Source organism: Streptomyces sp. NPDC046887, from assembly GCF_040644755.1.
GTDB lineage: Bacteria > Actinomycetota > Actinomycetes > Streptomycetales > Streptomycetaceae > Streptomyces > Streptomyces lichenis.
This window is the reverse complement of sequence record NZ_JBEYXH010000002.1, coordinates 62,853-76,453: the sequence shown is the minus strand read 5'-3', so window position 1 is coordinate 76,453 and position 13,601 is coordinate 62,853. Positions and strand designations below refer to the sequence as shown.

Sequence of the window (13,601 nt, the reverse complement as noted above, 5' to 3'; positions counted from 1 at the left end):
CCCCTTCCCGTACAGGCCATCCGGTACGGGGACGCGGCCCCGCACCCGTCACCCGGCCAGGGCCGCCCGGGCCGCCGCCACCAGGCGGACCACCGAGTCGTCGGCGACCTCGGCCACGTCCTGGTAGCCGAACCAGCGCAGGTCCAGCGACTCGTCGCTGATCGCCGCCACCGCGTCCGGCGGGGCGATCGCCGCGTACTGCACATCCAGGTGCCAGTGGCAGGGCGCCGGGATGGCATGCCGGTCCAGCCGCAGCGGTCCGCCGGGCAGCAGCGCCAGCCCGGACACCCCGGACTCCTCGGTCGCCTCGCGCAGCGCGGCCGCCGCCAGCGAGGTGTCACCGGGCTCGCAGTGGCCGCCCATCTGGAGCCACATGCCCAGCTTGCGGTGCAGGGTCAGCAGCACCCGGCCGCGCTCCGGGTCGACCACCAGCGCGCTCGCGGTGAGATGCCCGGCGCCGCAGGCCTTCCACAGGGCTTCCGGGTGGGCGGCCAGATGGTCCAGATAGGCCTGGCGCAGCGCGGACTGGTCCTCGCCCCGGCCCTCGTATCCCTTGAGGACCAGGGCCGCGTCATCGTGCAGGGTCACTTCTCGCTGTCGCCCTTGTCCTCATCCGTGCCGTCGGAGGCATTGCCGCCCTGGTCCCGGCCGGGCTTGGACCCGCCCGCCGCCTCCCCGAGCATCTTGTCCAGCTCGGAGAAGTCCAGGTGCTCGCGGTGGACGAAGCCGTCCGGGTCGTCCAGGTCGGAGGCGGTGGGGAGGTTGTCCGGGTGCTCCCACAGGTGGTCCCGGCCGTCCACCCCGCGGGCGTCGGTGAGCGAGGCCCACAGCCGGGAGGCGTCCCGCAGCCGACGCGGCCGCAGCTCCAGGCCGATCAGGGTGGCGAAGGTCTGCTCCGCCGGACCGCCCGAGGCGCGCCGTCGGCGCAGCGTCTCGCGCAGCGCGCCCGCCGAGGTCAGCCGGGACTTGGCGGCCTCGTGCACCACCGCGTCCACCCAGCCCTCGACCAGCGCCAGCGCCGTCTCCAGCCGGGCCAGCGCCGCCTTCTGCTCGGGGGTGTCCTCCGGCTGGAACATGCCCTGCTGGAGGGCCTCCTGCAACTGCTCCGGGTTCGACGGGTCGAGCCCGGACACCGCGTCCTCCAGCTTGGAGGTGTCCACCTTGATCCCGCGCGCGTATCCCTCGACCGCGCCGAAGAGGTGCGCCCGCAGCCAGGGGACATGGGCGAACAGCCGCTGGTGGGCGGCCTCCCGCAGCGCCAGATAGAGCCGGACCTCCTCCTCGGAGACGCCCAGGTCCTTGCCGAAGGCGGCCACGTTCAGCGGCAGCAGCGCCGCCTTGCCGGCCGGGCCCAGCGGCAGGCCGATGTCGGTGGAGCCGACCACCTCACCGGCCAGGGTGCCCACGGCCTGCCCGATCTGCTGACCGAACATGGCGCCGCCCATGGACCGCATCATGCCGATCAGCGGGCCCGCCATGGCCTGCATCTCCTCGGGCAGCACATCGCCCATCGCCGTGCCGACCCGCTCGGCGACCGGGTCGACCAGCTGCTGCCAGGCCGGAAGCGTGGCCTCCACCCACTCGGCGCGGCTCCACGCCACCGCCGTGCTCGCCCCGGACGGCAGCGAGGTCACCCCGTCCAGCCACAGGTCCGCCAGCCGCACCGCCTCCTCGACGGCCGCCCGCTCACCCGGGCCGACACTGGCGTCCTTGGTGCCGTCCGCGGTGCCCTGGGCGACGGTCTGCCGGGCGATCTGCTGGGCCATGTCCCAGTTGACCGGGCCGCCCTCGTAGCTGAGCATCTGCCCGAGCTGCTGGAAGGCCGCGCCGAGGTCGCCCGGGTTCATCGCGCCGAACATCGCGGCGAACGGGTTGTCCCCGCCCTGGCCGCCGGGGAAGCCGCCCGGCAGGCCGCCGAAGCCGAACGGGTTGTTCCCGCCGCCCTGGCCACCGTCCTGGCCACCTCCGGTGCCTCCCTTCTTCTTGCCGTCGTCGCCGTCCTCCGGCTCCTCCGGCGGAAGGCCGAATCCGAATGGGGTGTCACTCACGGGGTTCCTCGGCTCGTAGGGCCGCCGGCTTCTGCCGGCGGCGGGACTGCCCGACTTCTCCACCCAGCCTAGGTCCTCGCCCGCCACCCGCGAGGGGCCTGGCGGACGGGCCCTGACCACCGCCCCCGGCGGGGGCGCGGAGGGCACGCCCGGGGCTGGGTGCCCCGCCGGGCCCCGGCCTGCGGCAGGATGGACGCCACCTGGTACGTACGCGTCATATACATACGTACTGAAGACAACCGCTGGAGACGCCCGGTGAGTTCCCCAGATCCGCAGGTTCGCGCTGCGCGAAACGCATCAACCCAGCCCGCCGGCCGGGGCCCCGTCGTCGCGGTCACCGGCGCGGCCTCCGGCGCCGGCGAGCTGCTGACCCGCCGCCTGGCCGCGTCCGGGGAGGTCAGAAAGGTCCTCGCGATCGACGAGCGGCGCGGCGAGTGCGCCGAGGCGCAGTGGCATGTGCTGGACGTGCGCGACCCGGCGATCGCCGAGAAGCTGCGCGGCGCGGACGTGGTGGTGCACCTGGCGCTCGACCTCGATCTGGAGACCGACCCGGCCGCCCGCACCGCGTTCAACGTACGCGGCACCCAGACCGTGCTGACCGCGGCGGCCGCCGCCGGGGTGCGCCGGGTGGTGCTCTGCACCTCGGCGATGGTCTACGGGGCGCTGCCCGACAACGACATCCCGCTCTCCGAGGACGCCGAGCTGCGGGCCACCGCCGAGGCCACCGGGGTCGGCGACCTGCTGGAGATCGAGCGCCTGGCCCGCCGGGCGCCGCGCGCCCACCCGGGGCTGAACGTCACCGTGGTGCGCCCGGCCGTGCTGGTCGGTGGCACCGACACCGCGCTGACCCGCTACTTCGAGTCGCCGCGGCTGCTGGTGGTCGCCGGATCCCGCCCCGCCTGGCAGTTCTGCCATGTCGAGGACCTGGTCAGCGCGCTGGAGTACGCGGCGCTGGAGAAGGTCGAGGGCGACTTCGCGGTCGGCTGCGACGGCTGGCTGGAGCAGGAGGACGTGGAGCAGCTGAGCGGCATCCGGCGGATGGAGCTGCCGTCCGCGGTCGCGCTGGGCGCCGCCGCCCGGCTGCACCGGATCGGGCTCACCCCGTCCCCGGCCGGCGACCTCGCGTACACCATGCACCCCTGGGTGGTCAGCGTCGGGCGGCTGCATGACGCGGGCTGGCGGCCGAAGTGGACCAACGAGGAGGTGCTGGCGGCGCTGCTGGCGGAGGCCGAGGGGCGGCACACGGTCGCGGGCCGCCGGCTCGGCGCCAAGGACGCCATCGCCCCGGCCGCCGCGGGCGCCACCGTCGCCCTGCTCGGCACCGCCGCCCTGGTACGCCGGGCCCGCCGCAGGCGCGGGATCTAGGACCGGGTCGCGCGTACGGGTACGGGCCGGCGGCCCGCACCGGCGGCCCACCGCAGGGGTACGCGACCGGGTGCGCGGCGGTACGCCCACGGGTACGGGTACGTGCACAGGGCCCGGGCCCGTCGCCCCCGCGCCCCTGTAGGAGGCTCCAAGGGCGGGCCCGCCCGGGCCGGGTGAACGGGCAATTCCGCCCGGCCGGTGCGGTGCGGCACGATGGCGGTATGGCACCCACGCACGAGCACCCCGGCGAGTACGCGGCCGCGGACCCGATCCGGCTGCTGGACATCCGGGACACCCCGCTCTCCCTGGACGAGGTCTTCCGGGCCGTCGGGGACGACGCGGCCGGCGGCACCGCGCTCTTCGTCGGCACCGTGCGCAACCACGACGGCGGCGCCGACGTGGACGCCCTCGGCTACTCCAGCCACCCCACCGCCCTGGCCGAGCTGCGCCGGGTCGCCGAGAAGGTGGCCGCCGACCACCCGGTCCGCGCCCTGGCCGCCGTGCACCGGGTCGGCGAGCTCGCGGTCGGCGACCTCGCGGTGGTGGTCGCCGTCTCCTGCCCGCATCGCGCGGAGGCGTTCGCGGCCTGCCGGAAGCTGATCGACGACCTCAAGCACGAGGTGCCGATCTGGAAACACCAGCGTTTCTCGGACGGCACCGAGGAGTGGGTCGGCGCCTGCTGAGGTAGGGTGCGCCGCCCCGCGCACCGGTACGCCCCCTCCACCAGCGGTCTTTCCGGCGCCCGCGCGCCCGGTCGTCTCGCGCCCGCCGCACGGAGACCACCCGGACGGCGGGCGGACGACCGATTTGCGTAACCCGCCCCCGGGCACCAGCGTTGTAGGCGTGAAGGGCTAATCTGCTGATGCAGTCAGCCGCTTGTATGCATGCCGCTCGGATTTATGACGCGCATGCCGTCGGCGAGGTACTGCTCGGCACACTGGGGACGGGAGGTCGTGATGGCAGTTCTGGCCTGGTTGCTGATTCCGCTGTTCGCCGCCGTCGGCGCTGCGATATGGGGAGGCTGGGCCTCCCGCGACCGCACCACCGGCGATGTCGCCGAACTCGCGGGGTACGCCCGCTTCCGCGACGCCATGGAGAGGGCCGACTCCGAGGGCGAACGGCCCGAACCGGTCGCGTAGCCGCCGCCTGTCCACCGGAGTCCGCGGACCCGCCCCGGACGGACCGGCCCCGGGGGTGCACACACAGGCCGGTCCCGTACTGTCGTTCCATGCCACGCCGCACCGCGACGATGCTCGCCTCGACCCTCATCCTGATCGCGCTGCTCTGCGCGGGCGTCTTCTTCCCGGTGCCGTACTCCGAGATGAGTCCCGGCCCCACGGTCAACACCCTCGGTGAGGCGCGCGGCGAACCGGTGCTCCAGATCTCCGACCGCAAGACCTACCCCACCACCGGTCACCTCAATATGACCACGGTCAGGGTCACCGGCGCGGACTACCGGATGAACCTCCCCGAGGCCGTCTACGGCTGGATCGCCCACGACAGCGTGGTGGTGCCGCACGAGACGCTCTACCCGGACGGCAAGACCGAGGAGCAGTCCACGCAGGAGAACGCCGAGGAGTTCAGCCAGTCCCAGGAGAGCGCCAAGGTGGCCGCCCTCGGGCAGCTCGGCCTCCCGGTCGCCACCCAGGTGGTCGTCGGCTCCGTGCAGAAGGACGGCCCCGCCGAGGGCACCCTGCACGCCGGAGACGTGATCAAGGAAGTGGACGGGCAGCCGGTCCGCCAGCCCCAGGACGTGTCCAAGCTGGTCACCAAGCACCGCCCGAAGCAGGACGTGGAGTTCACCATCGTCACCGCCAAGGACGCGGCGGCCGCCGAGAAGGCCGGCCGGGAGCCGGTCGACACCGAGCGGGTGGTGCTCACCACCACCGCCTCCGAGGAGGGCGGCCGGGCCATCGTCGGCATCCAGGCCATGGTCGACCACACCTTCCCGTTCCCCATCGACATCAAGCTGGCCGATGTGGGCGGCCCCAGCGCCGGGCTGATGTTCTCGCTCGGGCTGGTGGACAAGCTGACCCCGGGCGACCTCACCGACGGCAAGTTCATCGCCGGCACCGGCACCATCGACGACCAGGGCAAGGTCGGCCCCATCGGCGGCATCACCATGAAGCTCGTGGGCGCGCGGAACGCGGGCGCCCGCTACTTCCTCACCCCCGCCGACAACTGCGCCACCGCCGCCGCCGACATCCCCGACGGGCTCACCCTGATCAAGGTCGAGAACCTGAAGAGCGCGGTGAACTCGCTGGAGAAGCTGCGGGCCGGTGAGACCTCCGGGCTGCCGAGCTGCTCGGCGGGCTGACGGCGAGGACGACCGGGGACGCGAAGGGGGTACGGGCGGAGCCGCCGCCCGTACCCCCTTCGTGCGCTTCTCGCGTACGGCGGTGTCAGCCCTCGAAGGTCGCGGCCAGCGCGTCGGCCAGGCCCGGGACCAGGTCGGAGCCGGTCAGCACCTCGGTGGCCGAGTCCTTGGCGCGCAGCCGCAGCGCCGACTCCCGGGCCCCGTCCCGTAGCACCGCCACCGTCATCCGGACCTCCTGGCGGTCCGGGTGCCGGGCCACCCACGCGGCCAGGCCCGCCTCGTCCAGACCGTCCGGCACCGAGGCCTCGGCGGACGGCGGCAGCATCAGCCGCTCCACGGTCATCGCGCAGCCGGCCACCGCCTCCGGCCAGGCCACCGTCCCCAGGAACTCGTCCAGCGGGCGGTCGGCGGGCACCTCGTCCTGCTCGATCGGGGTCAGCGGGGCGGCGGCCGACTCACCCTCCAGGCCGAGCTGGGCGGCGAGCCGGGGCTCCTGGGAGCGCAGCCGCTCGGTGTCGACCAGGGCGAAGAGCCGGGCGGGCTGGTCCCAGCCGAGACCGGCCGCGTACTCGTCGATCTCCAGCACGGCTCGGGTCAGCGGGCTGGCGGCCATCGGGGGACCGGAGGGGGAAACATTGGACATGGTCAATATCCTGCCTCCTCCCACCCCGGAAGCGGGAACCCGGCCTCCTTCCGTCCCGGACCGGGGGATCACCACGGACGTGGGAATCCCCGTCTTCCGCCCCGGATGCGGGAACTAGGTAAAGCCTCAGTAAGTTGCATCAGTGGGCTCTACCATCGCTGGGCCCGCACCGGCGCCACCGCCGCAGGCGGCGCGCACGTTTCAGAACACGATCGCGAACACAAGGGGCGCACGTTGGCTTTCCAGATGCCGGACCGCGGCGGAGGCCCGACCGGGCCACGGATGAGAGTCGGCCGGCCCTCCCGGCGGGCCCGTACCCTGCTCATGACGCTGGGGGTGCTGGCCGTGCTGGCCATGCTCTTCGTCATGTTCGCCGGGTTCTGGACGGACTGGCTGTGGTACCGGTCGGTGGACTACTCCTCCGTCTTCACCACCACCCTGCTCACCAAGGTCGGCCTGTTCGCGGTCTTCGGGCTGCTGATGGCGCTCGCCGTCGGCGTCAACATGTGGCTGGCCTACCGGCTGCGCCCGCCGCTGAGCGCGATGTCGCTGGAGCAGCAGAGCCTGGACCGTTACCGGATGGGCCTCGCCCCGTACCGCAAGTGGGTGCTGCTGGCGATCACCGCCCTGGTCGGGCTGATCGCCGGAGCCACCGCCTCCGGTCAGTGGCGGACCTGGCTGATGTGGGTCAACGGCGTGCCCTTCGGGCAGAAGGACCCGCAGTTCGACCTGGACGTGTCGTTCTACGCCTTCGATCTGCCCTGGTACCGCTTCCTGCTCGGCTTCGGCTTCGCGGCGGCCGTGCTGTCGCTGATCGCCGCCGCGCTGACGCACTACCTCTACGGCGGGCTGCGCGTCACCAGCCCCGGGGCGCGGGCCACCGCCGCCGCCACCGGCCATCTGTCGGTGCTGCTCGGCGTCTTCGTCGCGCTGAAGGCCGTCGCCTACTGGCTGGACCGCTACGGGCTGGCCGTGAAGTCCAGCGACTTCAAGGCCACCGGCAACTGGACCGGTCTGCGGTACGTCGACGCCAACGCCTATCTGCCGGCGAAGACCATCCTGTTCTGCATCGCCGTGATCTGCGCGGTGCTGTTCTTCGCCACCCTGTGGCGCCGCACCTGGCAGCTGCCGGTGATCGGCTTCGGGCTGATGGTGCTCTCCGCCGTCCTGATCGGCGGGCTCTACCCGGCGATCGTGCAGAAGTTCCAGGTCCAGCCGAACGAGCAGGCCAAGGAAGCCCCGTACATCCAGAAGAACATCGAGGCGACCCGCAAGGCCTACGCCATCGCCGACACCAAGGCGGAGAACTACAGCGGCAAGTCCACGGTCAAGGACAAGAACGTCCTGCGGGCCGACTCCGACTCGGCCGCCAGCTACCGGCTGCTCGACCCGAACATCGTCTCGCCCACCTTCCAGCAGCTGGAGCAGCGGCGGAAGTACTACCAGTTCCCGACCACGCTCGACGTCGACCGGTACCAGGGCAAGGACACCGTCGTCGGTCTGCGTGAGCTGAACATCCGCGGCATCCCCAAGCGGAACTGGATCAACGACCACTTCACCTACACCCACGGCTACGGGGCCATCGCGGCCACCGGCACCTCGGTCGACGCCAACGGCTCCCCGGTCTTCACCGAGTCCGGGCTGCCCAGCAGCGGCGACCTGGGCACGTACGAGCAGCGGATCTACTACGGCGAGAAGACCGAGCAGTACTCGATCGTCGGCGGACCGCAGAAGGAGCTCGACTACGACGCCAGCGGCGGCGAGGGCGAGAAGACCACCAGCTACCGCGGCAAGAGCGGGGTGGACCTGTCCAACCCGTTCAACCGGGCGGCCTACGCGGTCTCCTTCAGCGAGCCGCAGATCCTCTACTCCGGCGCCATCGGCGACGGCTCGCGGATCCTGTACAACCGCACGCCCAAGCAGCGCGTCGAGGCCGTCGCCCCCTGGCTGACCATCGACGGCGACGCCTACCCGGCCGTGGTCGGCGGGCGCATCCAGTGGATCGTGGACGCCTACACCACCACCAACGGCTACCCGTACGCCTCGCGCACCACCCTCGGTGACACCACCGCGGACTCGCTGACCTCCGGCAACCAGACCCGCGCGGTCATCGCCCAGCAGAACCAGGTCAACTACATCCGCAACTCGGTCAAGGCCACCGTGGACGCCTACGACGGCTCGGTGAAGCTGTACCAGTGGGACACCGAGGACCCGGTCCTGAAGACCTGGATGAAGGCGTTCCCCGACACGGTCCAGCCCAAGAGCGCCATCGCCGACGACCTCAAGGACCACCTGCGCTACCCGCAGGACATGTTCAAGGTCCAGCGCGAGCTGCTCACCCGCTACCACATCCAGAACCCGGCGCAGTTCTACAGCGGTTCGGACGCCTGGCAGGTGCCGGACGACCCGACCAACAAGAACGGCGACGCGGTCCCGCCGTACTACCTGAGCCTGAAGATGCCCGGCCAGGAGAAGCAGCAGTTCTCGCTGACCACGACGTTCACCCCCAGCGGACGCCCCAACCTGGGCGCGTTCATGAGTGTGGACGCCGATGCCAACAGCGCGGACTACGGCAAGATAAGGCTGCTGAGAGTCACCTCGGACGTGCCGGGCCCGGCCCAGGTGCAGTCCAAGCTCAACAGCCTTCCGTCGGTGGCCCAGTTCGTCCGCGACCTCAGAGGCGCCGACTCCGACATCCAGTACGGCAACCTGCTCACCGTCCCGCTCGACGGCGGATTCCTCTACGTCGAACCGGTGTACGCGCAGGGGCGCAACGCGCTCTATCCGCTGCTGAAGAAGGTGGCGGTGTCGTATGTGGACGCCGACCAGCCCGAGGGCGACACCACCAAGGACACCACGGTGTTCGAGGACAACCTCGCCCAGGCGCTGAACGCGGTCTTCGGGGTGGACGGCCAGACACCGCCGACCCAGCCGCCCGGTGACACCGAGCAGCCGCCGGCCACCGGTCAGGCCGCCCTGCAGAAGGCCATCGCGGACGCCCAGAAGGCGTTCTCCGACGGTGAGGCGGCGCTGGCCAAGCAGGACTGGACGGCGTACGGCAAGGCGCAGGAGGCCCTCTCCGAGGCGCTGCGCCGGGCCGCCGAGGCGGACGCCCGGATCGACGCGGAGAAGCCGGGCGCCAACGGCGCCCCGGCGACGGGCGACAAGCCGGCGGCCGGGGACAAGCCGGCAGCGGGCGAGAAGCCCGCGGCAGGCGAGAAGCCGGCGGCCGGGGACAAGCCCGCGGAGGGTGCGAAGCCGGCCGGGGAGTGAGTGAGGGACGGCGGTGGACCGGGGGTGTGTATGCCCGGTCCACCGCCGTCCTCCCGGGCCCGTCCCCGGGCGTCCGCGCACGTCATGGGCCGGACGGTGGTCAGGGGCGGCTCCGCACCCGTGCTAGGGTTGTGAACACAACGACGCGGGGTGGAGCAGCTCGGTAGCTCGCTGGGCTCATAACCCAGAGGTCGCAGGTTCAAATCCTGTCCCCGCTACTGAAGGGCGAGGGCCCGGATCCCAGACAGGGATCCGGGCCCTTGTCGTATGCCGTCACGGGGGGTGTGACGGGGACCTCGGGCATCCGAGCGGGACACTCCGCGTCAACGGGGCAGGGTTTGTCAGTGCGGGGTGCGAAGATCCAGCCTGCCGGGCGGAGTTGACCCACCGCGTGTTTGACTTGTCTCTCTGTGGGCATGTCGACAAAACGCTGAAGTGACCTCACTGGCTGCGGTATACCAGGTGTACGCGGGTAGCGGGTGGTGCGACGATGGGAATTATGGGGGACAGGGCAACTCTGTTGGAGACAGGGCGTTTTGTGCAGAGGCAGACCGGAACCGCCGCAGAGGCCACCGGTGACGCCGCCATGGACGCCGTCACCCTGGACGGGACCGAGGCCGCCGTGGAGGCCGAGGCCCGCCACCGCCGTGCCGCCGACGAGGGCGACACCGCCTCGATGAGCGTGCTCGGCGCGCTGCTGCTGCGCCGCGGCGACCTGGACGGCGCCGAGCCATATCTGCGCGCCGCCACCGCCGAGGGCGACCGCGCCGCCGCCAACAACCTGGGCGTCCTGCTGCACCAGCGCGGCTACACCGACGAGGCCGCCGGCTGGTGGCGGGTGGCCGCCGTGGCCGGTTCGGCCGCCGCCGCGCACGCGCTGGGCCGCCACCACCGCGAGCGCGGCGACGAGCCCGCCGCCGAGTACTGGCTGCGCCAGTCCGCCGAGCAGGGCCACGCCCTCGGCGCGTACGCCCTGGCCGACCTGCTGGAGCACCGCACCGACGTGGGCGCCGAGCGCTGGCTGCGGGCCGCCGCCGAGCAGGGCCACCGGGAGGCCGCCTACCGGCTCGCCCGCGCCCTGGACCGCAAGGCCGCCGAGCGGCCCGGCGCCGAGGGCACCGAGGTGGGCCAGGGCGGCGAGAGCGCCGAGCAGTGGTACCGGCAGGCCGCCGCCCGCGGCCACCGCCGGGCCGCCCTCCACCTGGGCGCCATCCTGGAGCGCCGCGGTGATCTGCGCGAGGCCGGCCGCTGGTATCTGACCTCCGCCAAGGACGGCGAGGCCCGGGCCGCCTGCGCCCTGGGCTTCCTGCTGCGCGACGCGGGCGACGAGGACAGCGCCGCCGTGTGGTGGCTGCGTGCCGCCCAGGACGGCGACGGCAACGCCGCCAACGCGCTGGGCGCCCTGCACGCGGCCCGCGGCGAGCACCAGACCGCCGAGCGCTGGTACCGGGCCGCCACCGACGCGGGCGACGTCAACGGCTCGTACAACCTGGGCCTGCTGTTCGCCGGGCAGAACCGCACCGCCCAGGCCGAGCAGTGGTACCGCCGCGCCGCCTACGCCGGGCACCGGGAGGCGGCCAACGCGCTGGCCATCCTGCTGCTCCAGGGCGGCGACCCGGGCGGCGCCGAGCCCTGGTTCTCCAAGGCCGCCGAGGCGGGCAGCGTGGACGCCGCCTTCAACCTGGGCATCCTGCACGCCGGGCGGGACGAGGACGGCGCCGCGCTGCGCTGGTACGAGCGGGCGGCCGCCGCCGGGCACACCGAGGCCGCCCTCCAGGTCGGCATGGCCCGGCTGCGGGACGGCGACGAGCAGGAGGCCGAGCGCCATCTGCGGTGCGCGGCCGGCGGCGGCAGCGCGGAGGCCGCGTTCCGGCTGGCCACCGTGCTGGACGCGCGCCAGCCCGGGCCCGTCGCCCCGGCGCTCGGCGAGTCCCGGACGCCCAAGACCGAGTGCGAGGAGTGGTACGAGCGGGCCGCCGAGCAGGGGCACCGCCGGGCGCAGGTGCGGGTCGGCATGCTGGCCGCCCAGCGCGGCGACAACCAGCAGGCCGCCCGCTGGTACCGGGAGGCCGCCGAGGCGGGCAGCCGCAACGGCGCCTTCAACCTCGGGCTGCTGCTCGCCCGGGACGGCCAGGAGCGGGAGGCCTGCCTGTGGTGGACCCGGGCCGCCCGGGCCGGGCACGGCCGGGCCGCGCTGCGGCTGGCGCTGCTGGCGGCCCGCCGGGGCGAGCTGGCCGAGGGACGCCGCTGGTGCGCCCGCGCGGTGGAGCTGGGCCCGGCCGAGGTGGCCGAGCGCGCGGCCCGGCTGAGCGAGGCCCTGCACCAGGAGCTGACGGCCTGAGCCACTGGTCCGGCCGGTCGGTCCGGTCGGCTGTGGGTCAAGCCGCTTCGGTCGGGAGCGCGCCACCCGTCAGCGCAGTTGGTGGAATGCCAGGTCGGCGTCGGCCACGGCTTCGGGGTGGACGTCGCGGGCGGCTCGGCCGTCGGCGATCCTCCGCCAGTTGGTCCGGGCGAGCACCCGTTGGACCGCGAGTACCTGGGCGGCCCGCAGATGTGCCCGGATGCCGTCACCGAGGGCGTCCGCCAGCGCCTCCTCGTCCTCCAGCTGGTACCGCGTGAGTCGTCCCGCCAGGCTCGGTGTGGTGAACACCAGCCGATGGAACGCCACCACCTCGGCGTGGTCGTTGAGGCCGGTGACGGGGTCGTGCCGATCGAGGCCGGCCCGGAAGTGCCGGTGCAGCGCCGCCACCGGCTCGATGCCGGGCCCGCGGTCGCGGACGACGCGTGCCGCCTCGCCCTGGTGGTCCGCGAACCGGTGCAGCACCAGGTCCTCCTTGGTGGGGAAGTACCGGAAGAGAGTCGGCTTGGAGACCTCGGCCGCCGCGGCGATGTCATTGACCGAGACGCGGTCGAAGCCGTGCTCCAGGAACAGTGAGACGGCCGCGTCGCCGATGGCGTCGCGCGTCCGCTCCTTCTTGCGGGCCCGCAGCCCCGTCGGCTCGCTCATCTGACCAGCGTAACATTCGTTACCCAGTTGCTTTTTTAACCGAGTAACGTTTTCATGGCGGCATGCATCAGCCGCATCAGACAGACATTCCCCCTGTGCTCGTGACCGGGGCGACGGGCCGGATCGGCCGCGTCGTCATCGACCGACTGCTCGAAGCGGGCGTGCCGGTCCGCGCCCTCACCCGTCGCTCCGGGACGGCGGTGACGCTGCCCGCGGAGGTCGAGGTCTTCACCGGCGACCTCGCCGTGCCCGAGTCGCTCGACCCGGCCTTGCGCGGTGCCGGTGCGGTCTTCCTCGTCTGGACCGCCCCGCCTCCGACCGCCCCGGCGGTCGTCGGGCGGCTGGCGGCCCAGGTGCGGCGGGTCGTCTTCCTCTCCTCCCCGCACCAGACGCCGCACCCCTTCTTCCGGCAGCCCAATCCCATGGCGGAGCTGCACGCCGGGATCGAGCGGCTCATCGCGGCCACCGGGCTTGAGTCGACGGTCATCCGGCCGGGGATGCTCGCGTCGAACGCGCTGGCCTGGTGGGCACCCGCGATCCGGGCCGGCGAGGTCGTCCGGTGGCCTTACGGCGCCGCCGAGACGGCACCGGTGGACGACCGCGACGTCGCAGCCGTCGCGGCGCGGACGCTCTACCAGGACGGACATGCCGGAGCCGACTATGTCCTCACCGGCCCCGCACCGCTGACCCAGGCCGCGCAGGTGGACGTCATCGCCGACGCCCTGGGGCGCCGGATCGCCTTCGAGGAGATGGCGCCGGACGAGTTCCGAAGGCTGTCGGAGGGCACGGCGCCCAGCGCGGTCGTGGAGATGCTGCTCGCCGCGTGGAGCGCGGCGGTCGGACAGCCCGCGTACCGCACCACCGCGGTGGCCGACATCCTCGGGACGGCGCCGCGGACGTTCCGCCGGTGGGCCGTCGACCACGCCTCCGCGTTCCGCCGCTGACCGG

At 73.1% G+C, this 13,601-nt stretch carries 11 protein-coding genes and 1 tRNA gene; 8 read left to right on the top strand and 4 right to left on the bottom strand.

What is annotated here, in order from left to right; all coding sequences use genetic code 11:
* Nucleotides 1-48 precede the first annotated feature (48 nt).
* Nucleotides 49-588 carry an NUDIX hydrolase gene (locus ABZ945_RS03410; RefSeq protein WP_361263128.1) on the bottom strand — a complete coding sequence of 180 codons (540 nt, stop codon included), beginning with the start codon at nucleotides 586-588 and terminating at the stop codon, nucleotides 49-51.
* Nucleotides 585-2,048 (bottom strand): zinc-dependent metalloprotease, encoded by a 1,464-nt coding sequence (locus ABZ945_RS03405; protein WP_361263125.1) that lies wholly within the window; start codon nucleotides 2,046-2,048, stop codon nucleotides 585-587. The genes ABZ945_RS03410 and ABZ945_RS03405 overlap by 4 nt, the downstream gene beginning before the upstream one ends.
* A 255-nt stretch (nucleotides 2,049-2,303) precedes the next feature.
* Between ABZ945_RS03405 and ABZ945_RS03400 the strand changes: the two genes are divergently transcribed.
* The 4 genes from ABZ945_RS03400 to ABZ945_RS03385 all read left to right on the top strand — a co-directional run bounded on the left by ABZ945_RS03400 (nucleotide 2,304) and on the right by ABZ945_RS03385 (nucleotide 5,730).
* A complete protein-coding gene (locus ABZ945_RS03400; RefSeq protein WP_361263122.1) occupies nucleotides 2,304-3,413 on the top strand; it encodes an SDR family oxidoreductase in 1,110 nt (369 codons plus the stop codon).
* A gap of 221 nt (nucleotides 3,414-3,634) precedes the next feature.
* Entirely contained in the window at nucleotides 3,635-4,096 is a 462-nt protein-coding gene (locus ABZ945_RS03395; RefSeq protein ID WP_361263119.1) for a molybdenum cofactor biosynthesis protein MoaE, read from the top strand.
* A 273-nt stretch (nucleotides 4,097-4,369) separates the two neighbouring features.
* The gene (locus tag ABZ945_RS03390) at nucleotides 4,370-4,552 is read left to right on the top strand and encodes a hypothetical protein (RefSeq protein WP_361263116.1); all 183 of its coding nucleotides are present in this window, start codon (nucleotides 4,370-4,372) and stop codon (nucleotides 4,550-4,552) included.
* Between the two features lie 89 nt (nucleotides 4,553-4,641).
* Nucleotides 4,642-5,730: a PDZ domain-containing protein gene (locus tag ABZ945_RS03385; RefSeq protein ID WP_361263113.1), complete on the top strand. Its 1,089-nt coding sequence runs from the start codon at nucleotides 4,642-4,644 to the stop codon at nucleotides 5,728-5,730.
* 85 nt (nucleotides 5,731-5,815) lie between these two features.
* On the opposite strand, the gene ABZ945_RS03380 is transcribed toward ABZ945_RS03385, so the two are convergent.
* Nucleotides 5,816-6,373 carry a PPA1309 family protein gene (locus ABZ945_RS03380; RefSeq protein WP_361263110.1) on the bottom strand — a complete coding sequence of 186 codons (558 nt, stop codon included), beginning with the start codon at nucleotides 6,371-6,373 and terminating at the stop codon, nucleotides 5,816-5,818.
* A gap of 246 nt (nucleotides 6,374-6,619) precedes the next feature.
* Here ABZ945_RS03380 and ABZ945_RS03375 point away from each other — a divergent pair, with 246 nt between their 5' ends.
* The 3 genes from ABZ945_RS03375 to ABZ945_RS03365 all read left to right on the top strand — a co-directional run bounded on the left by ABZ945_RS03375 (nucleotide 6,620) and on the right by ABZ945_RS03365 (nucleotide 11,987).
* A complete protein-coding gene (locus ABZ945_RS03375; protein WP_361263836.1) occupies nucleotides 6,620-9,646 on the top strand; it encodes a UPF0182 family protein in 3,027 nt (1,008 codons plus the stop codon).
* A gap of 144 nt (nucleotides 9,647-9,790) precedes the next feature.
* A tRNA-Met gene (locus ABZ945_RS03370) sits at nucleotides 9,791-9,864 on the top strand.
* Between the two features lie 272 nt (nucleotides 9,865-10,136).
* A complete protein-coding gene (locus ABZ945_RS03365; RefSeq protein WP_361263107.1) occupies nucleotides 10,137-11,987 on the top strand; it encodes a tetratricopeptide repeat protein in 1,851 nt (616 codons plus the stop codon).
* A 69-nt stretch (nucleotides 11,988-12,056) separates the two neighbouring features.
* Here the strand turns inward: ABZ945_RS03365 and ABZ945_RS03360 are convergent, their stop codons facing one another.
* Complete coding sequence (locus ABZ945_RS03360) at nucleotides 12,057-12,653, bottom strand: TetR family transcriptional regulator (protein ID WP_361263104.1); 597 nt, start codon at nucleotides 12,651-12,653, stop codon at nucleotides 12,057-12,059.
* A gap of 101 nt (nucleotides 12,654-12,754) precedes the next feature.
* Here ABZ945_RS03360 and ABZ945_RS03355 point away from each other — a divergent pair, with 101 nt between their 5' ends.
* A complete protein-coding gene (locus tag ABZ945_RS03355; protein ID WP_361263101.1) occupies nucleotides 12,755-13,597 on the top strand; it encodes an NAD(P)H-binding protein in 843 nt (280 codons plus the stop codon).
* Nucleotides 13,598-13,601: the final 4 nt, after the last annotated feature.